20 protein-coding genes, 3 tRNA genes and 2 pseudogenes are annotated in these 25,523 nt (G+C 43.7%); 19 read left to right on the top strand and 6 right to left on the bottom strand.

Going from position 1 to position 25,523, the window contains the following annotated elements:
- Positions 1 to 76: 76 nt before the first annotated feature.
- Positions 77 to 1,687: a cysteine--tRNA ligase gene (gene cysS / locus ACNEUN_RS02910; RefSeq protein WP_463630683.1), complete on the bottom strand. Its 1,611-nt coding sequence runs from the start codon at positions 1,685 to 1,687 to the stop codon at positions 77 to 79.
- A gap of 507 nt (positions 1,688 to 2,194) precedes the next feature.
- Here cysS and ACNEUN_RS02905 point away from each other — a divergent pair.
- Complete coding sequence (locus ACNEUN_RS02905; RefSeq protein ID WP_463630681.1) at positions 2,195 to 3,562, top strand: nicotinate phosphoribosyltransferase; 1,368 nt, start codon at positions 2,195 to 2,197, stop codon at positions 3,560 to 3,562.
- Positions 3,563 to 3,657: 95 nt separating this feature from the next.
- On the opposite strand, the gene ACNEUN_RS02900 is transcribed toward ACNEUN_RS02905, so the two are convergent.
- Complete coding sequence (locus ACNEUN_RS02900; protein ID WP_427877665.1) at positions 3,658 to 3,942, bottom strand: DUF3039 domain-containing protein; 285 nt, start codon at positions 3,940 to 3,942, stop codon at positions 3,658 to 3,660.
- A gap of 432 nt (positions 3,943 to 4,374) precedes the next feature.
- Between ACNEUN_RS02900 and coaD the strand changes: the two genes are divergently transcribed.
- The 4 genes from coaD to rpmF all read left to right on the top strand — a co-directional run bounded on the left by coaD (position 4,375) and on the right by rpmF (position 6,930).
- Positions 4,375 to 4,935: a pantetheine-phosphate adenylyltransferase gene (gene coaD, locus ACNEUN_RS02895; protein WP_427876348.1), complete on the top strand. Its 561-nt coding sequence runs from the start codon at positions 4,375 to 4,377 to the stop codon at positions 4,933 to 4,935.
- A 91-nt stretch (positions 4,936 to 5,026) separates the two neighbouring features.
- Positions 5,027 to 5,965 carry a hypothetical protein gene (locus ACNEUN_RS02890; RefSeq protein ID WP_427876349.1) on the top strand — a complete coding sequence of 313 codons (939 nt, stop codon included), beginning with the start codon at positions 5,027 to 5,029 and terminating at the stop codon, positions 5,963 to 5,965.
- A 42-nt stretch (positions 5,966 to 6,007) separates the two neighbouring features.
- Entirely contained in the window at positions 6,008 to 6,628 is a 621-nt protein-coding gene (locus tag ACNEUN_RS02885) for a YceD family protein (RefSeq protein ID WP_463630679.1), read from the top strand.
- Between the two features lie 107 nt (positions 6,629 to 6,735).
- The gene (rpmF, locus tag ACNEUN_RS02880) at positions 6,736 to 6,930 is read left to right on the top strand and encodes a 50S ribosomal protein L32 (RefSeq protein WP_427876353.1); all 195 of its coding nucleotides are present in this window, start codon (positions 6,736 to 6,738) and stop codon (positions 6,928 to 6,930) included.
- Between the two features lie 462 nt (positions 6,931 to 7,392).
- Here rpmF and rnc read toward each other — a convergent pair whose 3' ends face one another.
- Positions 7,393 to 8,298 (bottom strand): ribonuclease III, encoded by a 906-nt coding sequence (gene rnc, locus ACNEUN_RS02875; RefSeq protein ID WP_463630677.1) that lies wholly within the window; start codon positions 8,296 to 8,298, stop codon positions 7,393 to 7,395.
- A gap of 176 nt (positions 8,299 to 8,474) precedes the next feature.
- On the opposite strand from rnc, the pseudogene ACNEUN_RS02870 reads away from it, so the two are divergent.
- The 4 genes and pseudogenes from ACNEUN_RS02870 to ACNEUN_RS02855 all read left to right on the top strand — a co-directional run.
- Positions 8,475 to 10,251: pseudogene (locus ACNEUN_RS02870) on the top strand (ABC-F family ATP-binding cassette domain-containing protein); the annotation flags it as partial.
- A 146-nt stretch (positions 10,252 to 10,397) separates the two neighbouring features.
- Positions 10,398 to 10,631 (top strand): annotated as a pseudogene (locus ACNEUN_RS02865) (ABC transporter C-terminal domain-containing protein); the annotation flags it as partial.
- Between the two features lie 67 nt (positions 10,632 to 10,698).
- Positions 10,699 to 11,460, top strand: coding sequence for a ribonuclease PH (rph, locus tag ACNEUN_RS02860; RefSeq protein ID WP_427876357.1), 762 nt, complete (start codon positions 10,699 to 10,701; stop codon positions 11,458 to 11,460).
- A 22-nt stretch (positions 11,461 to 11,482) separates the two neighbouring features.
- Complete coding sequence (locus tag ACNEUN_RS02855) at positions 11,483 to 12,166, top strand: non-canonical purine NTP pyrophosphatase (protein ID WP_427876359.1); 684 nt, start codon at positions 11,483 to 11,485, stop codon at positions 12,164 to 12,166.
- 131 nt (positions 12,167 to 12,297) lie between these two features.
- Here ACNEUN_RS02855 and ACNEUN_RS02850 read toward each other — a convergent pair.
- Together ACNEUN_RS02850 and ACNEUN_RS02845 are read right to left on the bottom strand one after the other, a co-directional pair.
- Positions 12,298 to 12,378: transfer RNA gene (locus ACNEUN_RS02850), tRNA-Leu, on the bottom strand.
- A gap of 87 nt (positions 12,379 to 12,465) precedes the next feature.
- A tRNA-Thr gene (locus tag ACNEUN_RS02845) sits at positions 12,466 to 12,538 on the bottom strand.
- Between the two features lie 274 nt (positions 12,539 to 12,812).
- Between ACNEUN_RS02845 and pgi the strand changes: the two genes are divergently transcribed.
- The 10 genes from pgi (at position 12,813) to ACNEUN_RS02795 (ending at position 25,052) form a co-directional block, all read left to right on the top strand.
- On the top strand, positions 12,813 to 14,507 hold the full coding sequence (pgi, locus tag ACNEUN_RS02840; protein WP_463630675.1) for a glucose-6-phosphate isomerase: 1,695 nt from the start codon (positions 12,813 to 12,815) through the stop codon (positions 14,505 to 14,507).
- A gap of 157 nt (positions 14,508 to 14,664) precedes the next feature.
- On the top strand, positions 14,665 to 14,793 hold the full coding sequence (locus ACNEUN_RS02835) for a hypothetical protein (RefSeq protein ID WP_427876361.1): 129 nt from the start codon (positions 14,665 to 14,667) through the stop codon (positions 14,791 to 14,793).
- A gap of 188 nt (positions 14,794 to 14,981) precedes the next feature.
- Positions 14,982 to 16,730 carry an ABC transporter permease gene (locus ACNEUN_RS02830; RefSeq protein ID WP_427876363.1) on the top strand — a complete coding sequence of 583 codons (1,749 nt, stop codon included), beginning with the start codon at positions 14,982 to 14,984 and terminating at the stop codon, positions 16,728 to 16,730.
- An 83-nt stretch (positions 16,731 to 16,813) separates the two neighbouring features.
- Entirely contained in the window at positions 16,814 to 18,328 is a 1,515-nt protein-coding gene (locus ACNEUN_RS02825; RefSeq protein ID WP_463630816.1) for an AAA-associated domain-containing protein, read from the top strand.
- Between the two features lie 241 nt (positions 18,329 to 18,569).
- Positions 18,570 to 18,935, top strand: coding sequence for a 50S ribosomal protein L19 (gene rplS / locus ACNEUN_RS02820; protein WP_004105329.1), 366 nt, complete (start codon positions 18,570 to 18,572; stop codon positions 18,933 to 18,935).
- A gap of 81 nt (positions 18,936 to 19,016) precedes the next feature.
- Positions 19,017 to 19,799, top strand: coding sequence for a signal peptidase I (gene lepB, locus ACNEUN_RS02815; protein WP_427876366.1), 783 nt, complete (start codon positions 19,017 to 19,019; stop codon positions 19,797 to 19,799).
- An 11-nt stretch (positions 19,800 to 19,810) separates the two neighbouring features.
- Positions 19,811 to 20,518, top strand: coding sequence for a ribonuclease HII (locus tag ACNEUN_RS02810; protein WP_427876368.1), 708 nt, complete (start codon positions 19,811 to 19,813; stop codon positions 20,516 to 20,518).
- A gap of 186 nt (positions 20,519 to 20,704) precedes the next feature.
- Positions 20,705 to 23,302 carry an ABC transporter transmembrane domain-containing protein gene (locus ACNEUN_RS02805; protein WP_427876370.1) on the top strand — a complete coding sequence of 866 codons (2,598 nt, stop codon included), beginning with the start codon at positions 20,705 to 20,707 and terminating at the stop codon, positions 23,300 to 23,302.
- A 29-nt stretch (positions 23,303 to 23,331) separates the two neighbouring features.
- Positions 23,332 to 24,066 (top strand): HNH endonuclease family protein, encoded by a 735-nt coding sequence (locus tag ACNEUN_RS02800; protein ID WP_463630815.1) that lies wholly within the window; start codon positions 23,332 to 23,334, stop codon positions 24,064 to 24,066.
- Positions 24,067 to 24,143: 77 nt separating this feature from the next.
- Entirely contained in the window at positions 24,144 to 25,052 is a 909-nt protein-coding gene (locus tag ACNEUN_RS02795) for a YlbL family protein (protein WP_463630672.1), read from the top strand.
- 382 nt (positions 25,053 to 25,434) lie between these two features.
- Here the strand turns inward: ACNEUN_RS02795 and ACNEUN_RS02790 are convergent.
- A tRNA-Val gene (locus ACNEUN_RS02790) sits at positions 25,435 to 25,508 on the bottom strand.
- Positions 25,509 to 25,523: the final 15 nt, after the last annotated feature.

The raw sequence follows: 25,523 nt of genomic DNA, 5'->3' as shown, positions 1-25,523 counted from the left end.
TACTTACTTACTTATACGCGCGTTACTGTCGCGTTACTGCTTACAAGCATCATACAGATTTTCGTTTTTGAGGGTTTTATTTTAGATGCCAAGATGAACCTTGCGCGCTATCTTCAATAACAACTCCTGCATTATTAAGAGCGTCTCGGATTGCGTCGGCTGTAGCAAAATCCTTAGATTTTCTAGCGTTTGCTCTTGCGTCAAGTTGCGAAGTAATCAAAGAATCTAGGGCAGTATGTTCTTTACTATTTGCGCTATTTTCTAAAGATTGTTGAGCTTTTGAAGCCCAAGGTTCGCTGTACGGATCCAATCCAAGCGTGTCTAACATTGCGCGCACTTGTAAAACAGAAGTGTAAAGCAACTGACTTGTGCTATTTTCTCGTTTTTGAGCAAAATCATCCAGAAGAGCGTTTCCTTGGCGAATCGCGGTAAATATTGCTGCGTTCGCGCCGGAAACGTTGATATCATCGTTCATTGCTCGTGTAAAATCTTCCGGAAGCTCGTCTGCGCTAACAGACTGCACTTCTTCTTGAGTTGGTTGATTTTCCAATGCGCGACTTGCTCGTTCAAGGAAGTTGCTAATACGCTCGTATGCTGCTTGCGCTTCTGACAAAGCTTTATCTGACCATTCCAGCATGGCGCGATATTGCACAGCTCCCAAAGCGTAGCGCACAACCCAAGCTGAGTTTTTTGCCAAAACTACAGGAACCGCAAGACCGTTTCCAAGAGATTTTGACATTTTCTCACCTTTTGCTGTGACCCAGGCTGAGTGCATCCACACGTTTGCGCTTTCCCAGCCAGCAGCTGTGGTCTGTGCCATTTCGTTTTCGTGGTGAGGGAAGCGTAGATCTAATCCGCCGCCGTGAATATCAAAATCATCTCCTAAGTATCGATGACTCATTGCTGAGCATTCAATATGCCAGCCAGGGCGACCTTCGCCGAAAGGAGTATTCCAGCGCGCGTCCGGCTGATCAAAATCGCAAGGAGCTTTCCAAAGTGCAAAATCGCGCGGATCGTGTTTATCGGGGGATGCGTCAGCTGGGTCAGTTGGATTATAAATATCGTTTCCTGCAGTATCAACGCTAGGTCCCTTTGAGTCGGCAATTGCCGCAGCTTCGTCGATACTGATTTCGTTTTGATTTTGGTGCGTTAATTCGCCGTAATGCTCCCAACTTGGCACGTCAAAATAAACGTTTCCGGTGGGTTTTCCGGAAGCGTCACGAATAACGTACGCGTGGCCGCGCTCAATTAGGCGTTCAATTAGTGCAACCATATCCGTAATATGGCCGGTAGCGCGCGGCTCAACAGTTGGTGGCAAAACGCCTAAAGTGTTATAGGCTTCAGTAAATTCGCGTTCGTAAATGTAGGCGCGTTCCCACCAGGTTTGTCCAGATTCGCTGGCTTTTTTCATGATTTTATCGTCGATATCTGTGACGTTTCTTACGAAAATTACTTTGTAGCCAAGTCGCATCATCCAACGGCGAATCACGTCGAAAGCTATTGCCGCGCGAATGTGGCCGATATGTGGTGAGCTTTGTACAGTAGCGCCGCACACGTACATGCCTACTTTCCCCGGTTTTTTAGGCGTAAATGTGTTTGTTGTGTGTGATGCAGTGTTGTATAAGCGTAAGTTTGCTGCTGCTTTAGTAAGTTTCGCGGTTTCTTCGTTCAAAGTCTTATTCATCATAAATGTAATTATAAATGGTTCTTTATACTGCGATTTTGTGCTGCGCTCCATTTGCGAGACCCTTCTCTCGCTTTTGGAGGGTTTGATTCTACTGAATGCTCCAATCGTGAGAGCCTTGTCTCGTTTTTGGAGGTTTTGTTTTGGCTTATTGCTCCATTTGTGAGAGCCTTGTCTCGTTTTTGGAGGGTTTGTTGTTGCGTAGTGCTCCATTTGCGAGAGCACTGTCTCGTGTTTGGAGGGTTTGATTCTACTGAATGCTCCAATCGTGAGAGCCTTGTCTCGCGTTTGGAGGTTTTGTTTTGGATTATTGCTCCATTTGCGAGAGCACTCTCTCGCATTTGGAGCGTGTCGTCGCGCCCGCGCTTCCCACGCATTCCCATTATCAAGCTCAGCAGATAGAGCTAATATGATTCCAGCATTACCTTGTGGCTACGTATTAATTAGCCGCGCGTAATACGACATTCCTTAATATTTAGTTTTGATTTGTTCATTGTTGAAAGGAATATCATGACTGAGTCCCCATCCAACCAAACCTCATTTTCTCCGTTCTCTTCTGCGCTTATGACCGACATGTACGAATACACTATGCTCGACGCTGCTCTTAAAGATGGCACCGCAAATCGCAAGTGTGTATTCGAAATTTTCACGCGTCATCTTCCTCAAGGTCGTCGTTACGGTGTCGTTGCCGGCACGGGTCGTATCTTGGAAGAATTACAGAAGTTCCATCTTTCGGAAGAAGATTTGCGTTTTCTAAGTGATCGCAAAATTGTTAGCCCAGAAACCATTAAATGGCTGGAAAATTTCCGATTCCACGGCAAAATTACCGGATATCGTGAAGGTGAGATGTTCTTCCCAGATTCGCCAATTTTGCAAGTAGAAGGCACTTTTGGTGAATGCACCTTACTTGAAACGCTACTGCTTTCCGTACTTAATTACGATTGCGCTGTTGCGTCTGCTGCTGCTCGCATGGTTTCTGCTTCCTCCGGCCGTCCTTGCATGGATATGGGTGGCCGCCGCACGAACGAGTATTCTGCAGTTGCTGCATCTCGTGCCGCTGTAATTGGCGGTTTTAAAGGCACTGCAAACTTGTTGGCTGCAAAAATTTACGGTTTGAAGGCGATTGGCACTGCTGCTCACTGCTTCACTCTTGTGCACGATACCGAGCGCGACGCTTTTGCTTCTCAAATTGCCGCTCTTGGCAAGGGCACTACGCTTCTTGTTGACACTTATAATATTGAAGAGGCTGTGAAAACTGCTGTTGAAGTTGCAGGTTCTGATCTTGGCGGTATTCGTATTGATTCTGGTGACTTGTGCGCTTTGGCTCGCCAGGTTCGTGCTCAGTTAGATGATTTAGGCGCAAAGAACACCAAGATTACTGTTACTAACGATTTGGATGAGTATGCGCTTGCTGCTTTGCAAAATGCTCCGGTTGATTCTTATGGAATTGGCACAATGCTTGTAACTGGCTCGGGTGCTCCAACTTGCGCAATGGTTTATAAGCTTACTGAGCGCGAGGGTGCTGATGGTGTTATGCAGCCTGTTGCGAAGCGCTCTAAGAATAAGGCTACTGTTCCGGGACGTAAGCTTGCATTCCGTTCTTACGATTTTTCAAAAGATTCGCGTGGTGTTGCTGACTGTGAGCACGTAGTTTCCGGCTCGGAAGTTGCGCTCGCGAAGTTTGTTCCTGCAGATAATTTTGAGAATTTGTTGGTTGACTATATGGTTGACGGCGAGGCTGATGAACAGTTTATGGGTCACGATGCGATTATGCGTGCTCAGGATTATTGTGCTTCTGCTTTGCAGCGTCTGCCGCTTTCGGCTCAAAGTCTGATGAAGGGTGATCCTGCAATTCCTACTGATATAAGTGTTTTGTAGTTGAGCCTGTTTTATATTTTTAGTTTTTACGGTTTGTGTTGTTGAGCTTTGAATCGCGTAGTGTGTTTAAAGCTCAACAACATTAGTTCGTCGAATCAGAATCCAAATTTGTCCATATTCTCATAGATTCGCTTGCATTCAGGGCACACTGGATAATCGTTTGCTTCACGCTTAGGAATCCAAACTTTTCCGCATAACGCTACTACTGGTCGTCCTGTTAGGCGAGAAGCTTCTACTTTATCTTTAGATACGTAGTGTGCAAAACGATCCGCATTCCCGCCGTCGTCCATACGTGCATCTTCGTTTACTTCTGGACGTTCTAAAACTGAAGTACTTGTGCCTGAACCTGAGTCTGGAGTAGTGGACTGTGCGTTTTCCATGGTTGCGTTGAGGGTATCACTATCTTTTGAAAATGCTGAAAACATTGCCTCGTCCTTCCTCGTTTAAGCTGAAACACTAACTCAAAATTGCTGAACGCTAATTAGTAGTTTAAGTATCGTTCTTAACCAATAGTTTTAACAGCATAAAGTTTGTTCGTCAATCTTTATAAATTTTATGTTGTACGAATTTTAATTCAATACATATCGTATTGATTTTTATCTTAATTTTAATACTAATTTTTTATCTTAATTTCTAGTGTATTGCATAGTGTATTACAGACACTTTTTAATTTAATCAACTCAAGATATACTTCCGCGCTTTCTGTACTTCTGTACTTCTGTACTTCTGTACTTCCGCTACTTTCGCTACTTTCGCACTTTCCGCATGTCTGCAAATTTGTTATAAGCGATAAGGGTGCTAATCTAAAAAGCATGACTATAGCTGTGTGTCCCGGATCGTACGATCCTGTTACTGAAGGCCATCTTGATGTGATACAACGTTGTGCTCACTTATTTGACGAAGTACACATACTTGTTGCAGTAAATGCTGCCAAAACCCCACTTTTTAGTGAGGAAGAGCGAGTAAAAATAATAGAAGAGGCAATCAAAAAAATAAATCTATTAGACAAATCCAATAATCTTTCTAAAGAAAATATCTCATCTTCGCAAACTGTGGGAAAATTAGTAGTTTCGTCTACAAATGGATTAGTAACTGATTATTGTAAGCGAGTTGGTGCAACTGTTATAGTAAAAGGCTTACGTCAGAATGGCGATTATGAAGCAGAGTTGGGTATGGCTTTAGTTAACCGTAGACTTGCTAACATAGAAACACTATTTTTACCTGCTGATCCTATTTTGGAACACGTTTCAAGCTCTGTTGTTAAAGACGTTGCTCGTCATGGCGGAGACGTAACTGGAATGGTTCCAGATAACGTAATACCCTTATTACATAAGTTGTTTGCTGCAAATCGTAGTGTTGACGGTAGTTTATAGCGTCGAATTGCGAAAATGCTTGTAAACTTAAAATAAATAGCTGTAAAAGTTGAGAAAGAGTAACGAAAGTTTAGAAGACAGGAGTATGAATATGATGTCTGAAGACGATGCAGCATTGAGCGGTGATTCTACGCTTGAAACTGACGATACTATGGAAAGAGCAGTCAGCAATGGAGACAGACTTCCTTTGCACCCAACTCTTGCTGAAAATGTAGATGATGATGCCGATAATACAGAAACTTCTTCTGTACGTGCAGAATCAGTTATGAATGCGGCTAATTCTACAAGTGATGTTAATTCTACTTCTAAAAGTGGGTCTAAACCTGTAGCTCCTCTATTTCCTATGCCAGATTTGCGTGAGCGCGAGGATGGCGGCGCTATTTCCTTCGATGATGAGGATGATGAGGAGCCGGTTGAAGATACTGTTGATCCTGTAAGTGACGAAGTGCGTTCTAAAAGCCGTGCAGAATTTACTACTGTTTACGACGTTATTGACACTATGGAAGAGAATCTTTCGGAAGCTAAGAACGTTCTGTTTGCTGCCGGAATGGTGAAGATTGATAGAGATGCTTTTGCTGATCATCTTTCTAGACTTAAGGATATGCTTCCAGTTCAGCTTGAGCGCGCATCGGCTTTGATGCGTGAAGCTGAGCGTCGTCTGCGTACAGCTCAAGCTCAGGCGAACTCTATAGTTACTTCCGCACAGTCCAAAGCGGCGCAGATTGTTGAAGAAGCGCAGGAGCGTGCGCAATTCCTTGCTGGTCAAGAAAACGTGACTGCTTTGGCTAAGAAGAAGGCACGTGAGATTGTGGCAGATGCTCAAGCTAAATCCGATAAGCTTACTCAGGGTGCGGATAAGTATTGCACTAATGTTATGGACGGATTGAAGCAGCAGCTTGATAAGCTCGAGCAGGATGTTCAAGCGGGTCAGCGAGTGCTCGAAGAGCGTCGTTTGCATGCAGAACGTGAGCAGCGCAACTTGAGCGCTAGCTTGCATGATGATGACGAAATGTATTACGACGAAGATTAGAAAATATTTAATCGAATTAAAATTTCGTGAAAGGAACGTATTATGGCCTCGCATCCCTCCCAATCATTATGGGCGGTGCCTGTAGCGCAAATGGCTGCGCGTGCTGGTAGCAGTATGGAGTTGCATAGAGCTTTTCCGGCTCCAGAAGGCATTGGGGATAGTGTTATAGGTGTTAAACCTGGCAGCGATGTTATGGTTGACGGTAATTTTGATGCTGTTGTCGATGGTCTTATGTTTCAGGGCACTATTACGGCTCCTGTGCACGCTCAGTGCTCGCGTTGTTTGATGCCGCTTCGTCGCGATTGGAAAGTGGATGTTTGTGTTTTCTTCCCATATCATGATTCGCGTTCTGATTCTCGTGAGAAGCGTGGAATAGAAGATGAGAACGATGCGGATATTTGGGAAGATAATGATGAGTCTGGTAATGTTTATCCTCTAGTAGGCGGCGGAGATTTTGCTGATATTGAAGCTCTTATTAGAGATACGATGGTAGGTGAGTTGCCGTTGCAGCCACTTTGTGAGCCTGACTGCCGCGGTTTGTGCTCAACTTGTGGAGAAAATCTTAACGAGCATCCGGATCATCATCATGATGTTACAGATATCCGTTTTGCTGCGTTAGAAGGTTTGAAAGAGAAACTTGAGAAAGCACAGAGCGGAAAATAGCGTTGTTTAGTAGTGTAGAAAACGTTGAAATTGCGCAATTGTACTGCACTTGCTGTAATATACAGAACGCTTAAGCTCAATCGTTCGAACGAAATAGAGGAAAGATTATGGCACTGCCTAAGTATAAGACCTCGCGTGCTAATACGCATTCGCGTCGCGCTAATTGGAAGGCGTCTGCCGTGCAGACTGTGACTTGCCCGAACTGTGGTTCTGAGGCATTCCCACACATGGCTTGCCCAACCTGCGGTAACTTCCGCGGTCGCGTGTACAAAGAAGCCATTCGCTCGGCACACACCAAGTAGGTTGTACTGATAAAACCCTGCCATCGACGGGTGGCAGGGTTTTTCTTTTTTGCGCTCCAATCGTGAGAGCCTTGTCTCGTATTTGGAGGGTTTATTGTTGTGCAGCGCTCCATTTGCGAGAGAACTGTCTCGCTTTTGGAGTTGTTGATTAGATTATTTGCTCCATTTGCGAGAGATAGTTCTCGTGAATGGAGTTGATTCTGTTACACAACGCTCCATTTGTGAGAGAACTGTCTCGCGTTTGGAGGGTTAGCTGTTGATTATTGCTCCAAACCTGAGAGTGCTGTCTCGTATTTGGAGCGTGTCGGTTTGTGTTTTGCTCCATTTGCGAGAGCCTTGTCTCGCTTTTGGAGGGTTAGCTGTTGATTATTGCTCCAAACCTGAGAGTGCTGTCTCGCTTTTGGAGCGTGTCGGTTTGTGTTTTGCTCCAATCGCGAGAGTGCTCTCTCGTGTTTGGAGCATTCACTCGTTAGTGGAATTCGCGCGCGAATCGAGCGCATGCCACGCTTTCTCTGCAGCCGCGAGCTGCGCTTTGCGCTTACTAGTACCTCTGCCGATTCCCAGCAATTCGTCGCCATCCTTGTGCGCTAGTACTGCGCGCGCCTCAAATACAGGCGCATATTCCGGCCCAGAAACAGCCATACGATATTCAGGATTTTTCAAACCCATGCCATGCGCTTTAACCGTAAGCGAAGTCTTCCAATCAAGTGCCGGCCCTTCAGTCAGCACTTCCGCCAAAGTGTCGTCAATTAGACGATGAACAACTCGGCGCGCCTCATCAATGCCATGTTCCACGAATGTAGCGCCAATAAGCGCCTCAACAATATCGCAAAGAATCGAATCTTTCTTACTTCCGCCTTGCTCCATTTCGCCGCGCCCCAGCAAAATATAAGCTCCCGCGTTAAGTTTTTTGCGCGCAACAGCCGACAACGCCCATTCTGACACTGCTTTCGCACGCATTTTCGCGAGCTGACCTTCAGTCATGTCCGGATGCGCATAAAATAGCGTTTCTGTAGAAACCAACTCAAGAACAGCATCTCCTAAAAACTCTAGTCTCTCATAATTTCGCGTACCAGGATGTTCGTGTGAGAACGAGCGATGAGTTAGCGCTTCTACCAAAAGATCTGGCGAAATTGTCGTACCTAAAGCGTTTAAAAGCTCCTGAGTTGGGTCTCCCGGGCGAGCTTCATTGCCGTCCAATCTCAATACTCTACTTGCGTTGTGCTGTGTCGGCAGGCTGTGATTTTTCTGCTCATTTTCTTCCGGCTTTTTCTGCTCTTCCTGAATATCTTCTTGAATATCTTCCTGCATATTTTCCTGCTGCTTTTCGCTGTTCTGCTGATTTTCCTGATTAATTTGAGTCGCCATAGCACGCATCATTATAGTCTGTATTGCAAACACAGTATTATTGACGCGTCAGTTTCGATAATATTCCGTTTCTAAACTGCGTTCCCGTCAACTGCGTTCTCGTCAACTTCGTTCTCGTCGACTTTTATTCGTATAAGTCTGCAATTCGTATAAGTCTGCAACTATATTTGTGCATTATGCCTACGTATGATTTGGGATTAGAACGAGTTTCGCTAGAGTTTGCTACAAAAACTATTTTTACAGACGTAACGCAAGGTGTCTTTGAAGGAGACAGGATCGGCATAGTTGGCCGAAATGGAGACGGAAAATCTACGTTACTTCACTTGCTTGCTGGTAAGATGCAGCCTGATTCTGGGCGCGTGACTAAGCGAGGAGGTCTCACTTTCGGCATGCTTGATCAGCGAGATCCTTTGGATGATAACGCGACTGTTCGTCAGGCTGCGTTAGAAAATCGTGAGGATTACGAGTGGGCTGCAGATCAGCGTTCGCGCGAAATCGTAGAAGCTCTTCTTGGCGGCATAAATTTGGAAGCGAAAGTTGGTACGCTTTCTGGCGGTCAGCGTAGACGTGCAGATTTGGCGAGATTGCTTCTTCACGACTGGGATATTTTGGCTTTGGATGAGCCTACTAACCATTTGGATGTGGTGACTATTCACTGGCTTGCCGAGCACTTACTTAACCGTTGGCAGGACGGTCAGGGTGCACTTTTGATTGTGACACACGACCGCTGGTTTTTGGACGAAGTTTGCACGTCCATGTGGGAAGTTCACGACGGCGTAATTGACCCGTTCGAAGGCGGCTACAGTGCGTACATGCTTCAAAGAGTTGAGCGAGAACGTCAGGCGGATGTTCGCGAGGAGCGTCGCAGAAATTTGGCTAGGAAAGAGTTGGCTTGGCTTTCCAGGGGTGCTCGTGCGCGCTCTACTAAGCAGAAGTTCCACGTTAAGCAGGCTCGTGAGCTTATTGCAGATGTGCCGCCGCTAAGAGATACTCTCGAATTGAAGAAAATGGCAACTTCGCGTCTTGGTAAGCAAGTTGTTGATTTGATTGACGTTACGCAAATTTTTGACGATTCGCATCAGCTAAAAAATATTGATCCAGATATTGCAGAAACTGCAGTTTTACGTGATTCTGCTGCAGGAAGATCAAATAAAGTCGATATAGTGGAGTCTGCTTTTGCGCAGCCGACTCACGTAGGAAGCGTTACGATTTCGGTTGACGAAAATCAAAAAAATTCTTCTGATAGTACCGCCAATAGTGCCGCCAATAGTACAGAAGTTACAGAAGCTACAGAAATTTCAGACATTGCAGAAACTGTAGCAGCGTCTCGCAAAACTATTACAGGACGCATGATTTTAGACGATGAAACTTGGTTAATTGGACCTGGAGATCGCTTTGGAATTGTGGGTGCTAACGGCGCTGGAAAATCAACTTTATTAAGCATTATTGACGGTTCGCTAAAGCCTACACTTGGTCATGTAAATATTGGTAAAACGGTAAAATTCGCGGTACTTTCGCAGCGTCTAGAAGAGCTCGAAAAGCTTGGAAAATATAAGGTTAAAGAGGTTTTAAGCCGATATAAGCCAAGCTATATTATTGACGGCAAGGAGGTGACTCCGGGTCAGCTTATGGAAAGGCTTGGTTTTAAGCCTGAGCAGCTTATGACGCCGATTGCGGATCTTTCTGGCGGTCAAAAGCGACGTATGCAGCTGCTGTTGATTCTTCTAAATGAGCCGAACGTGCTGATTATGGACGAGCCTGGCAACGATCTCGACACGGACATGCTCGCTGTTATGGAAGATTTGCTTGATACATGGCCAGGTACGCTTATTGTTGTTTCGCATGATCGCTACTTGCTTGAGCGTGTAACTGATCAGCAGTTTGCGCTGATTGACGGCAAAATCCGTCACCTCCCGGGTGGTGTAGACGAGTATCTGAAGATTGTTGAGAATCTGCAGCGTGAGCATGAAAATAGGCTTAAGGAAACGCAATCCTCTACTGTTATTGCGCAAAACAATAGCGCCGCTAGTTCTGTTGCTTCTGCAAGTTCTGCAACTAAAGTAAGTTCAGTAAGTTCAGAAAGTTCAGTAAACACAGTAAGTGAGCCAAAACTTACTGGCAAAGCCTACCATGACGCCACAAGACGTGTGTCTGCGATTGAGCGCAAACTTGCGAAATTAGAAGAGCAAAAGTCTGATATTGAAAATCGTATGGCTTCTTGCGACCCGAGTGACTTCGTAGGTCTTCAGGCTCTTAATGAACAATTGCAGCAAAATGTGCAAGAAACTAGTGTTCTTGAGGAAGAGTGGATGGAGCTTTCTGAGAAGCTTTAACGCAAAAATTACCGCGCGTTAAGAAGATGAAATAGAAGATAACAGCCACGTGCTAGATTGTTGAGTTATGGCTCAAATCAAGGATATGTTGGAATCTGTGAAACCAATTCGCGTTGATGGGCGTGCTGTTGATGAGCTTCGTCCTGTACGCATAACGCGTAAATTTACTGACGTTCCGGAAGGTTCTGTGCTTATTGAGTGCGGAAATACGCGAGTAATGTGTACTGCAACTTTTACGGTAGGTGTTCCTCGTTGGCGTAGAGATTCCGGTTGCGGTTGGGTAACTGCCGAATATTCTATGCTTCCGCGCGCTACTGCAGAGCGCACAGATCGTGAGTCTGTTAAGGGTAAAGTTGGTGGACGTACTCACGAAATTAGTCGTCTTATTGGTCGTTGCTTGCGTGGTGTAGTAGATATGAAGGCAATGGGCGAGACGCAAATTCAGATTGATTGCGATGTTTTGCAGGCTGATGGCGGTACGCGTACGGCTTCTGTTACGGGTGCTTATGTTGCGTTGGTTGATGCACTTCGTTGGGCAGAAAAGAATAAGCATATTAGTAGTGCGAATAAGGTTATAAAAGATTCTATTTCTGCAGTTTCTGTAGGTGTTATTAACGGTACGCCTATGCTTGATTTGCCGTATATTGAAGATAGTCAAGCTATGACAGATATGAATGTTGCTATGACTGGATCTGGTAAGTTTATTGAAATTCAGGGTACGGCTGAGCATCGTCCTTTTACTCGCGATGAATTGAATGTGCTTTTGGATTTGGCTGCAAAAGGTAATACTGAATTGCAGGAGATGCAGCGTAAGGCTTTGGAAAATTAATTAAGATTAAGGGAGAGCGGGCGTGAAACTTGTTGTGGCAACGCATAATGAGGGCAAACTCGTTGAAATTAAGCGTATTCTAACCGAACAGTTATCGGATCATGCTGATGAAATTGAGCTTATGACTGCAGCTTCATTAGGATTACCTGATCCTGTTGAAACGGGCGTTACTTTTGAACAGAACGCACTGTTGAAAGCTAGGGATGTAGCTCAACGTACTGGATATCCTGCGATAGCTGATGATTCTGGTTTGATAGTTGATATTTTGGGTGCTGCTCCTGGCATTCTTTCTGCTCGCTGGAGTGGAGTTCATGGCGACGATCATGCGAATAATGCGCTTTTGCTTCGTCAGCTTTCTGATATTCCTGATCAGTGTCGTACAGCTCGTTTCCGTTGTGCTGCAGCTTTAGCTATTCCAGATGACTGTAGTGAAGTTCCGGAAGGTAGTGTTATGTCTCATGCTCATGGTTTTGAGACTGTACGTGTTGGTGAAATGACTGGACACCTTTTGCGAGCCGAGCAGGGGACTAATGGTTTTGGTTATGATCCTTTGTTTGTGCCTGATTCGCAGCCTATTCGAGATGGTGTTCGTATGGAAGGTCTTACTAACGCGCAGCTTACTTCTGACGAGAAAAATGCTATTTCACATCGCGGATACGCTTTGAGAGCTTTATTGCCGGAATTGCAAGCTATGTTTATGAAATAGTTTGATCAGATAAAACTAATAAAATTACTTTAGTTTCAGTAAATATTTTGCAGTAAATATTTTGCTTATTGCGTGTGTAATTTTGCGTGTGTAAGTATACAAACGTGTATATTTGCTTAAGAATCACAAAGTGCGCGAGATGGGACTTGAACCCACACGTCGTAAGACACAGGAACCTAAATCCTGCGCGTCTACCATTCCGCCACTCGCGCGTTAGCAAATAAGCAGCAAGCAAATCAGCTAAGCAAAACCTATCGGACAATACAAATAGAACATTTATACACCCGAATGGGTTAGAGAGCCACTTGACAGAATCGAACTGTCGACCTTCTCATTACGAGGGAGACGCTCTACCGACTGAGCTAAAGTGGCATGTAGCCCGAGACGCATTCGCGACTCGCGCACAAATCAAATATCATATCATGTTTTTTGCAATTTGTCTAATTGGCGTGGCGTGTTAGAAGTGATGTTTCGTGTAAATCTCGTGTACTTCTGTCTTCTTTTGTGAGTATCTTGTGAAGTGGATGATTGTGATGCGATAGTTGCGTTACACACATTGTTCATACGTGTGAAAACAAAAGCTGTCATAGTAGCGGCATAAACCGCACATCACGTCACGTTACCGAATATGAAAGGACCAAAACAAATGGCCATCAATCCGCCAGTTGACGCCGTAAAGACTCCAGAGTGGGCTGCTTTACAGAAGCATTTCGATCAGTTGCAGTCTGAAGGCGTTTGCCTGAAGAAGTGGTTCGCTGAAGATGCGAACCGTGTGGATAAGTTGAGCTTCGAAGCTGGAGATCTCCACTTCGATCTTTCTAAGAATTTGATTAAGCCTGAAACGCTTAAGCTTTTCGCCGACCTTGCAAAGGCAGTTAAGCTTGACGAGCGCACTAAGGCAATGTACACCGGCGTGCACATTAACAATACCGAAGATCGTGCAGTGTTGCACACCGCTTTGCGTCGTCCTGCAGAGGATGCAGGCAAGTTCATCGTTGACGGTCAAGATACCGTTGCTGATGTTCGTGAAGTATTGGGTCGCATTTACGATTTTGCTAACGAAGTTCGTTCCGGCGCTTGGAAGGGCGTTACCGGCAAGAACATCAAGACCGTTGTAAACATTGGTATCGGCGGCTCTGATTTGGGTCCAGTCATGGTTTACGAAGCCTTGAAGCCATACGCTGACGCTGGCATTAGCGCTCGCTACGTTTCTAACATTGATCCAAACGATATGGCAGAAAAGACCAAGGATTTGGATCCAGAAACCACGCTTTTCATCATTGTTTCAAAGACTTTCACCACTTTGGAGACTTTGACCAATGCTCGTACTGCTCGTACCTGGTTGCTTAACAAGCTTCAGGAGTGCGGTGCTATTGACGGAAGCGACGCAAAGAAGGCTGAAGCTGTTGCTAAGCACTTCGTGGCTGTTTCCACCAACCTTGAGAAGGTTGAAGAGTTCGGCATCAACCCAACCAACGCCTTTGGCTTCTGGAACTGGGTTGGCGGCCGTTACTCTGTGGACTCCGCTGTTGGTACTTCTTTGGCTGTTGTCCTCGGCCCAGAGCGCTTCGAAGAGTTCTTGAAGGGCTTCCACGCAATCGATACTTACTTCGCTGAGACCCCATTCGAGAAGAATGTTGTGGTTCTTCTTGGTATGCTCAACGTTTGGTACCGCAACTTCTACAAGGTTGCTTCTCACGCTGTGCTTCCATACGATCAGTACTTGCACCGCTTCCCAGCTTATTTGCAGCAGCTCACCATGGAATCCAACGGTAAGTCTGTGCGCTGGGACGGCACTCCTGTAACAAGCGAAACCGGCGAAATCTTCTGGGGCGAGCCAGGCACCAACGGCCAGCACGCTTTCTACCAGTTGATTCACCAGGGCACTCAGCTTATTCCAGCTGATTTCATTGCTTTCGTGAACACGCCAAATCCTACTAAGGATGGCGATCAGGATGTGCACGAGCTATTCTTGGGCAACTATCTTGCACAGACTAAGGCTCTTGCTTTCGGCAAGACTGCTGACGAAGTTCGCGCTGAAGGCACTCCAGAGGAGATTGTTCCAGCTCGCGTGTTCAAGGGCAACCGTCCAACCACTTCTATCTTCGGCGATGCTTTGACTCCATTTAGCTTGGGCGAGTTGATTGCTCTCTACGAGCACATCACCTTCGTTGAAGGCACTGTTTGGGGCTTGGATTCCTATGATCAGTGGGGTGTGGAGCTTGGCAAGCAGCTTGCAAAGCAGATTACTCCTGCAATTTCTAAGGATGATGAAGCTTTGGCAGCTCAGGATGCTTCTACTCAGAGCTTGATTCGTTTCTATCGCGCTCACCGCAAGTAAGTGCGTGCGTAGCAATCTCGTTTGATTGCTGATTTATAAGCCTCTTGGCGTATCTGTTCGTCAAGAGGCTTTTTATTTGTTTCTCTGCTTTTGTTATCGCTTGACACGATATTGTCGATATTTTATAATTAGCACGAACTTAAGGAGGTGATTCGCCGTGAAACATGACAGTAAAAGCCATAATTCGAATACTTGTGCTGATGAAGGTTCTGACACTATTGGTAGTAGTAGTTCGGACGTTCCTCCTGAATATATGAAGCCGGCAATCACCGAATTTAGGTTGTAAAATTGCGGAAATTATAACTTTCTAAGATTATAAATTGCGCAATTAAAAGACGTGGGTTCTGTCTATTTGCGCCTATAATGCGATCAATGGTGATACGGCTGCATAAAAATCTAAATAAAAATAATTAAACAGAAATAAACAAAATAGACGAAGGCGAACCCACTTATTGCCTATTCGAGGATTTTATTATGACCGTATTCACAACTTCGCGCAAAGAAGCCGCTGGTGCACAGATTGACGAGAACACTCGTTTCTGGTCCGATATTATTGTTTGCATCGGTATTCTTGCTGTTTTTGGCGTAACAGCATTTCTTTTGCAGCGTATCAATCAGCCTATTGGTCCGAAGGGGATTCCATCCACTGTATCAACTGATCTTATTAATCTTCCGTATTACACTCTTAGATCAGTATTCCGTATGATGCTTGCGCTTATTGCATCGCTTATTTTTACTATTATTTACGGCTCTCTTGCAGCGCGCAGCCGTCGTCTAGGTAAGGTTCTTATTCCTCTCCTAGATATTTTGCAGTCCGTTCCAATTCTTGGCTTCCTTTCTGCTACAGTTACGATTTGGCTCGTAATTTTCCCAGGATCAATGATGGGTGTTGAGGCTGCGTCTATTTTCGCTATTTTTACAAGTCAAGCTTGGAATATGACGTTCTCTTTCCATCGTTCACTGCTCAGTGAGCCGAAGGAACTTGATGAGGCTGTGCGTAGTTTGCAGCTTACTCATTGGCAGCGTTTCTGGGTTCTTGATATGCCGAACGCTATGATTCCTCTTCTTTGGAATTGCATGATGTCCGTTGGCGGCGGATGGTTCTTCCTTACTGCTTCAGAAATGATTTCTGTTAACAACCATACTTATGCTCTTCCTGGAGTTGGTAGTTTTGTGGCTCAGTCTGCTGCGCAAAACAAGCTTGGGAATATTTGGTGGGCTATTGCTTCAATGATTATTGTTGTGCTTGCTATTGATTTCTTCCTTTGGAAGCCGCTTACCGCTTGGGCTGAACGTTTCCGCATTACCCAGAGCGCTTCGGATGATGAGCGTCATAGTGCTATTTTAACTTTGATCCGTCATTCTCATGCTGATGAGGTTGTTAGTAAACTGTTTTCTCCGATTCGTGAATGGTTAGAAAAGATTACGCGCCCATTTGGTCGTACTGGAGCTAAGTGGCCTCGTAAAGCTTCTCAACGTAAGTTTGGAGATTTAGCTTTTAACGCTGTTATGATTCTGCTCGTTATTGTGGGTGCTGCTCAGCTGCTTTATTTTGTTGCTGTTACTTCTGGATTGCAGGAGTTTGCGAAAGCTGCAGCTTTTGGTGGTTTAACTTTCTTGCGTGTGGCTGTTTTGATTGTGGTTAGCTCCATTATTTGGGTTCCGGTTGGCGTGCTGATTGGTATGAATCCTAAAATTTCTCGCATTATGCAGCCAATTGTGCAGATTCTTGCTAGTTTCCCTGCTAACTTTATTTTCCCATTCGCTATGATGTGGTTCCTTGCTTGGAATATTGATTTGGGTTGGGGAAGTATTATTTTGATGGCGCTTGGAACGCAATGGTATATTTTATTCAATGTTATTGCTGGTGCGAGCGCTATTCCTGATGATCTGCGCGAGATGACTCGTAGCTTCCGTTTGAGTAATGTTTTGCGTTGGAAGACTTTGATTTTGCCAGCTATTTTTGGTTCTTGGTGCACTGGTGGTATTACTGCTGCTGGTGGCGCTTGGAACGCATCGATTGTTTCCGAAATTGTTGAATATGGCAAAAATCATATGGAAACTCAGGGTCTTGGTGCGTATATTACTTCTGCTACTACAGTTGGTGACTCTACGCGTACTTTAGTTGGCGTTACTGTTATGAGCTTGATTGTTGTGCTAAGTAATCGACTATTCTGGAGTCCTTTGCGTAAATATTCCGAAAAACGTTACGTTTTGGGATAAATCTTAAATAAATCTTAAAAAGTATTAAATAAAAATCTAAATTTATAAACTTACTGAATGAAATGAGTAGAACGGCGGATATTATGACTACCATCAAGAACAATGCAGTAAAAACTCCATCTTTAATAACAGGCGATATTATCGACGCAAAACACATAAGCCAAAGTTTTACATCCGATAGTGGAACTACCCAGCATGTGCTTCACGATATATCCTTTACTTTACGAGAAGGCGAGATTGTAGCAATTCTAGGCCGTTCAGGTGCTGGAAAATCAACTTTCCTTCGTACTATGGCAGGTTTAATTCAGTCAACTGAAGGAACTGTTACGTATCGTGGACGCGAGCTTACAGGACCAAATCCTGGTGTAGCAATCGTTTTCCAAACCTTCGCGCTTATGCCTTGGCTTACTGTGCAAGATAATGTGGAGCTTGGATTGCGTGCTAGGGGAGTTAGTAAAGAGAAGCGTACAGAGCTTGCTTTAGCTGCTATCGATGCTATCGGTTTGGACGGCTTTGAAACCGCTTATCCAAAGGAACTTTCTGGTGGTATGCGTCAGAGAGTTGGTATTGCTCGCGCATTAGTACTTCGTCCAGACGCTTTATTCATGGATGAGCCGTTCTCTGCTCTTGATGTTCTTACTGCTGAAAACTTGCGTCAGGAAGTTCTTAAGCTTTGGTCTAGCGAGGAACGAGATATTAAATCTGTTCTTATTGTGACTCACAATATTGAGGAAGCTGTTCAAATGGCTGACCGTGTTGTTGTTCTTGGCTCCCATCCGGGTCATTTGATTGCTGATGTTGAGGTTGATTTGCCTCGTCCGCGCGACAAGCATAGTGCTGAATTTGAGTCAATGGTTGATAACTTGTACGCTATTTTGACAGGTTCTGCTCCTGATAGCACTTCGGAAGAAGAAAGCCAGAATGTGAGTGAGGATAATAGCCAGAATCAGTCTACTGAATCAGAAGATACTGAAGATACTGAAGCTGCAGCTATTGCAGATATGCTTATTCAACGTCACCGCGATGATGAAGATGAAGATAAGCAAAATGAGGATGACGATGAGTCAGGCGAAACTAAGCCTGAACCTGTTGCCGTGCATTTGCTCCCTAACGCAACTCCTGGCGGTATGGCTGGTTTGCTTGATGTGATTTCTGAGAATCCTGAAGGCATTGATTTGGCTGATTTGGCTGCTGATTTGTCGTTTGAAATCGATGATTTGTTCCCTCTGGTTGATGCTGGAACTATGTTGAATCTTCTTACTGCTGATAACGGCCATATTACCATTACTCCGGAGGGTGAAGAGTGGCATAATGCCGATATTTTGCACAGTAAGCAGGTGTTTGCACGTTTAGCCATTGAGCACGCTCCGTTAGTTCATGCTATTGATCAGGCATTAAGCCGTAATCGTAATGGTAAGCTTCGCGGTGAGTTGATTTTAGATTTATTGCGTAGTAAGCATACTGATGCGCTTGCTCGTCAGCAGTTCGATATTGCAATTAGCTGGGGTCGTTACGGTGAGCTGTTCGATTATGATGCTGATGATGATGAGCTGACTCGCACTGTTGAAACTGCTCCTCTCGATGGAGTTGTGCGCTGAAATAGTGCGGAATTATGCTCAATAATGTCCATTATTGAGCATAAATTTGGTATTTGTATGCTTTCGATAAGAGGATGCCGCATAGTTCTTTTATCTTTAACGTCTAGTCGCTTCTTTTAGTGAGATTGCGCGGATCGAAAGCCCCCAAAGAGCAAACTTTTTGGGATAGATAGCCGATTTTTCATTAGTTTTGATTTCGGCGTGACTTGCGCTGGTATGCGGCGGCGTTGGAGGAATTATTATGGTGAATGCTGTAGAAGCATTTGATGCTAAGCATCTTAAGGCTGCTGAAGAAATTCCAGCTTTCCGTCCTGGCGATACCGTTGATGTCAACGTTAAGATTCAGGAAGGCAACAACACTCGTATTCAGACCTTCACCGGCGTGGTGATTGCTCGTAAGGGTGCTGGCGTTCGCGAGACTTTCGTTGTGCGTAAGGTTAGCTTCGGCACTGGTGTTGAGCGTCGCTTCCCACTTCATTCCCCAGCTATCGATTCGATTAAGCTGGTTCGTAGTGGTCGCGTTCGTCGCGCTAAGCTTTACTACTTGCGCGCTTTGCGTGGTAAGGCTGCTCGTATTGCCGAGCGTCGCGATAACTCTGCTAAGTAAGCAGTGTTTCGTAAGCTTTTTCGTAAAGCCTATAAGCACAGGTAGTTTTACCTAACTATTTACACAAGGTTGAAGGTTATTATGGCGTCCGATGGCACACAGTTAAGCGATAATCATATTGTAAATGTGGCTGGCCATGGTATTGATCCTTCGCCTGTGCCGCCGGAACCGGAAGATACTAATGTGTCTTCCGGTTTCCAGCTACCTAGAGGTTTACGCGCACGTCATTCTAATTCTGCTCTTCATGCAAAGTCGCGTAAGTCTTCTTTTCTTGATTCGCTACTGTGGTTTATTTGCCCAGTAATTTTAGTGATTTTGCTTCGCGTTTTCGTCTTTGGTGTTTATGTTATTCCTTCCGGCTCTATGATGGACACTATTCAAGTTGGCGATTATGTGCTTACTTCTAAGTTGACTCCTGGAATGTTTCCTCTTCATCGTGGAGATATAGTAGTGTTTGAGGATCCTGCTCACTGGTTGAATGGTGAGTCAGCTGCTGCTGGAAGTAAAGATTTAATTAAGCGTCTTATTGGTCTTCCTGGCGATGTTGTTGAGTGCGAAGGGCCTGGTGAGCCAGTTAAAGTTAATGGCGTTGCTGTGCACGAATCTGCTTATATTAAGCCTGGTGTTGATCCTAGTTCGTTCCCGTTTAAGATAAAAGTTAAGCCTGGCCACGTGTTTGTGCTTGGTGATAATCGTTCTAATTCTGCAGATTCTCGTTACCATAAGAATGATGGTGACGATGGTTTAGTTCCTATTTCTAAGATTAAAGGCGTTGCGTTAGTGCGTTGCTGGCCTTTGAACCGAGCTGGTATTTTAGAGGATCACACTGATGCGTTTGACGATGTTCCTAATTCGTCTAAATAATTAAGGTTTTTATGTCAAATTCAGATAACGTTCCTTTAGTTCCTTCTCTTCAATTTGAGAGAGATTTGTTAGCTGAAGGATACGATTTTGTTATTGGTCTCGATGAAGTTGGGCGAGGTTCTTTAGCGGGCGTAGTAATGGTTGGTGCTGCGATTGTAGGAAGTGAGCAAGTTGAGACAGAAGATATTCCTCAAGGACTTGCAGATTCAAAACTTCTTACTGAGCATCGTCGTGAAAATCTAATTTCGCCGTTAAAAAATTGGTGCACTTCGTGGGCTGTTGGTTCTTGCACTAATAGTGAAATTGATGAGTGGGGTATAAGTTATGCTCTTGGAGTTGCAGCTCTTAAAGCAATTTCTGAAGCAGAAACGAAACTTTCTAATATATTGTCACTTGAAGGTAAGCGAATTGCTGCTATTTTAGATGGTCCTTGCGATTATATTGATAAAGTTTTAAACACTTTTGATGCTCCTGAAGTTCCAATTCCGGCGAAAATTCACACTTTAGTTAAAGCAGATCGTAAGTGTGCTAGCGTTGCTGCTGCAGCAGTTATAGCGAAAGTTACTCGAGATAATATTATGATTCAACTTTCTAAAGATTCTCGTTATTGCGCGTATGAGTGGGATAAAAATAAGGGTTACGGTTCTAAAGCTCATCGTGAAGCAATTTCGAAATATGGGCCTAGCGATTTGCATAGGCTTTCCTGGCATCTTTCTTAAATTATTTACATAATTATCTTTTAGACTTAATTGCTGAATTACTTGCATTTACCTTGTTTTTAATTACTGTTTTTAAGCGTTACTTTTAGTGCTGAACGGCGTGTTGATGCCGCGATATTAGCGTAATCTTAGGAAGCGAGTGGTTGGTGTGTTTAATGTTAAGAATCTTTTGAAAAGGATTGGGAGATGATTAGTCGTTTCTTTGCGTTCGTGCCTGGTGTAAAACACTTGGTGGCTTTAAGAGCGGCAAGTTTATTACTTTCTTCCCTAATGAATATTGGTTTCGTATACGTGTGCGTAGGTTTACTTTCGCCAGTTTTACGTCCGGTTAAAAGTTCATCACACTCACTTGTTACTTCTTCTATAGAAATTACGCCTTACATAGTTGCTCTTATAGTAATAGTTTTAGTTAAATATGTTTCTTTTCACGGATCTTGCACTTTAGGCGCAGAAATTGGCACTAAGGTTGCTATGCGTCTGCGTCCAAAAATGTTAAGAGCTATTCTGTCTTTGCGATCTGTAAAAGCTGATGAGAGTAATTCTTACAACTCTGCTACTACTGTTAACGACGATGTGTCTTGGATACAGAGTTGGGCTGGTTTGCTGATTCCTCAAATTATTGCGTCAATTCCTATACCGTTTATTGTTTGCGGAGTTTTATTTACTGTTAATCCTGCTATTGCTAGTATTTCTGCTATTTCTGCAATATTTGCGTTTGCGACTCTTGTTTGTTCTCTTTTAAATGTTTCTGTTGCTGCGCGCTGTGTTTGTGCTTTGTTCGCTTATGCATCTACTGCTGTAGCAATTATTTCTACAGTTTGGCTTTCTTCAGTTAAGGGTGTCGGTTTAGCTGCCGCACTGCTAACTATGCCTTTGCTAATGCTAAGCGTGGAGCCTCTTCGTAGAGTCGGTCGCCAAATGTATGTTGTGCGTCACGCGACTCACGGTTTGATTCGTATGCATGCTTTACTTGAACGAGTTGTTGATTCTGAAGCTCCTGTTTCTTTTACTGATGATTCTACGAGTCTTAAACTTCCAGACGGTGCAACACACGTATCTTTACATGTGCGCTGTGAGATTCCTGCTGATGAGCATCATAGTAGAGCCAGGATGTCGTTTATAGCGCAAGATGGTGTGCTTAATATTGTTCCGCAGCAGTACAATCAGCTACTTCGGAAATATGTGTTATCTGGCACAGGTTTTAACGATAACGCTGATGTTGCGCTGTACTATAGCGATAAGTATGATACGCTGCAAAGCGCTGATTTTTCACCATTTGTTGCTTCTGATCGTTTGAATGAGACGCAAAATTCGTCTTATATTTCTTTGTGTAATGCTGCTCCTGGAGCTTTAGCTGATGTTGTTACTTTAGTTAGTGAGCGTAGTCATTTATTTGCTACTACTTTACGTAATAATCTTCTTATGGCTTCTTCGAAAGCCACTACAACTTCAATGTGGGATGCTCTTCGTCAAGCACATGTGGATGGAGTTGTGTATGCGGATTATGACGGTTTGGATTTGCGAATTGATCGCATAGAAGATAATCATGAGAATATTTTGCGCAGAATGTTAATTGCTAGAGCAATGTTGCGTCATACTCCAGTTTACATTTTTGACTATTCTGCTGAAAATATAAGCGATCAGGAATCTTCTCAAATACTAAGCATGCTTCGTCGTTTGGCTAGAAGCGCAACAGTTCTGGTTTTAATGCCTAATTCTGTTGGAATTTCTAAATCTGATTTAAGCGTTGATGTTGACGTGTACAGATATCCGGAAGATAAGCAAGTAAAACAGACGAAAGTTGAGTCTAAAAAGTTTTCTGGTTCTAACGATTCTAATTTAGTTACGAGCCATGTTTTGCGTTATGAAATTCGTGAAATATCTACTTTTGCTAAAGTTGCTTTTGGTATTATTTCTACTTTCGCAACTCTTATAAATATTATTGCCACTGTACTTATACCTGTTTGTACTGTAGCTGCTATGTTTGCTGAGGCTGGAAGAAATATATGCAATTTAACAACTCAGCAGTTTATTATGGTTTCCGTTATTTGTATGACTATTAGAGCGTTTACTCTTCTGCTTTCTTTTGCTGGTGTAGATATGCATCATGCGCATTTGCATCGTGCTGGTATAAGTATGAGCGTAGGAATGATTGTTGCGGTTATACCGATTGTTGCATTGTTGAATTATTTCCATCAGCGACTTGCTGTTGTGTCTGTTGTTCTTTTGGTAATAATAACTTTTGTTATTCCTCTAATTTTCCGTTTGCGTTCAAGAAGCGTTATGGCAAAGGTTCGTGCTGAGCAGCATGCTGTTGAGCTTGAAGCTGATGATGTGGAGCTTGGTATAGATGAGGTTCTTGCTTATCGTCAAGGCGAGCGTTGTGTTAATGCCATGATGGTTACTATGAATAAGTTAGCGCAACAGAATATGCGTCTAAATCGTAGGATTGGCAGAATGACAGCGCTTGTTATGTCTTGCGCTCTTATTGGCATAGCTTATGCTGTGATGCTTATTTCTCAGACTATGCATCCTGCTCCGTCAAATATTCCAGCGTGGAGTACGGTTTATGTTGTTATGGCAGTAATTGTTCTTGTCAGTGTAACTCAGCAGGTTGTAGATGTTGTTCTTCGACGCATACCTTGGGCTGTAGATATGCGAACTATGCCTTTATCTCACAGGAAAGCAAATAAACTTAGGAAGCTTCAAAAAATCAAAGATTCTAATAATTCTTTGAATCAGAAAACAGAAAAAGCTTCTTTTTCAGGCTCTAAAAGTAAGTAGAGGCCGCATTGAGTAGCACTTATCGTTCCGTGCGCTCAAAGCGCAAGTTTTCGCATCGTAAAAGCCTTTCTCGCTCAGCCAAAGCATTAATATGGTTGATTATTCTTGCTGTGATCATTGGAATCGCAATAGGTCTTTTGCTTCCAAAATTTAATCGCACTGCGGCTCAGCTTACAGGCGAGTATGAGTCTAGTGGGCAGGCTGCAGAAGTTCTTCGTACTTTGAAAGTGTCGAAACCGCATAGAAGTGGATATGATCGCACTCTTTTTGGGTATCGTTCAACAGATGTTGATGGTAATGGCTGTGATGTTCGCGAAGATGTTTTAGCTAGAGATTTAGTTAATGTTCGTTTTCGTTATGCTGGCTCTTGTCAAGTACGTTCTGGGTTGCTTCATGATCCTTACACCGGTTTAGATATTCAATTTGTTAGGGGACGTAAAACTAGTTCTCTTGTTCAAATCGATCACGTGGTTGCATTGGAGAACGCATGGCAATCTGGAGCGTGGCATTGGAGTAAATCTAAGCGTATTAGTTTTGGCAACGATATGCTTAATTTGCTTGCAGTTCAAGGTAAAGCTAATGAAGATAAAGGCTCTGCTTCTGCAGCTTACTGGCTTCCGTCTAATAAGAAGTTCCGTTGCGATTATGTAGCTCGTCAAATTGCTGTGAAAAGTAAGTATTCTCTTAGCGTAACTGATGAAGAAAAGCGATCTATGGCCTTAATTTTGCATAATTGTAATGCTCAAAAATTGCCTGAAAAATGAAATTTTATATACGATACTTTTGAAATAATATTTGTAATTTTGTGTAGAGTCTTATTTTTGGAGTATATGATAAAACTATGTCTCATATCTTGTACGAATTGCGTAACCCTTCTACCTATAAGCGTGCTTTATTTGCATTTCTGAAGGCAGTACTGTTTAGTCCGCGTACTCTTTTTCGTTATGTTAATGCGCGTCCGTTGCGTTATTTTACTGGGTTCTTTGCGTTTTTACTTGCCTGGTTTATGCTTCTTATTCCGAGTGCGTACGTTGTAGAAGAGCCTGGTCCTACTCAAGATGTGTTAGGTAAATCGTATGGTGAACCTGTAATAACAGTAACTGGTTTGAAGAAGCCTGTTGATGAGGATCCTGGCAAATTGCTTCTTCTTACTGTTGATGCTTCTGGTGTTCCTGGCTATGAGGTTCCTACAGTGTCTGCATTATTGGCTTGGAATAATCCTCGTAGTGCGATTACTCCTGTTGAGGCAGTGGTTCCTGCAGGGCAGGATGCTGATGCTTATGAGAAGGAGTCTAATGATGAGATGAACACTTCTCAATCTTCAGCTCAGGATGTTGCTCTTGAGTATGCTCGTAAAAAACTTGGTATTTCTACTGACGGTGTGAAAGTTAAGCTGCATATTGATGAAATTGGTGGGCCTTCTGGTGGAATGATGTATACGCTGGGTATTCTTGACAAGCTCACTGACGAGCATGAAACTGGTGGAAAAATTATTGCTGGAACTGGAACTATTGATAAGTCTCTTAAAATTGGTGCTATTGGCGGTATTCGCTTGAAGATGCTTGGTGCTCTTAGAGATGGCGCTACCTGGTTTTTAGCTCCTTACGATAATTGTGATGAAGTTGTTGGCCATGTGCCGTCAGGTCTTAAAGTTGTTAGCGTTAACACTTTAGATGATGCTTGGAAAGCGTTGAAAGCTATAGGATCTGGTAAAGGAACTGATAAGCTTCCAACCTGCAAAGTTTATTAATTAAGTTTATTAAACTTTGGCGCTCGCATAAGTTGGATTATAGGCCAAAAGTGTGTAAGAAATCTTATATTAAGTATTGCAATACAAGAGTTTTGCGCTAGTCGAATCTGTTTAGAAACCCTCGCGCAGAACGCTTACTGCATTATGGTCTCATTCTGCCTGTTTAGAGGCTCTCGCGCAGTTGGCGCGCTGCATTAGTGTCTCATTACCGTTATTTTCTCAGTCGCCCATCTGAGTTAGTAACAGTATTGAGTCTGCGGCTTATACCACAAGATATTCATCAGCTTAGCTTTTGACACTTTTGGTCTATAACCTTAAGTCTGTGATGAAAAACAAAAATCTTAAGCGGAAATGAGGCATATCCGCTTAAGATTCACGAAAGTGGGCGATGAGGGACTCGAACCCCCGACATCCACCGTGTAAAGGTGGCGCTCTAGCCAGCTGAGCTAATCGCCCGCTTGAAACAAGATA

This window comes from Gardnerella sp. C0684A1, from assembly GCF_055326835.1.
This window is presented reverse-complemented; position numbering and strand designations above follow the sequence as displayed.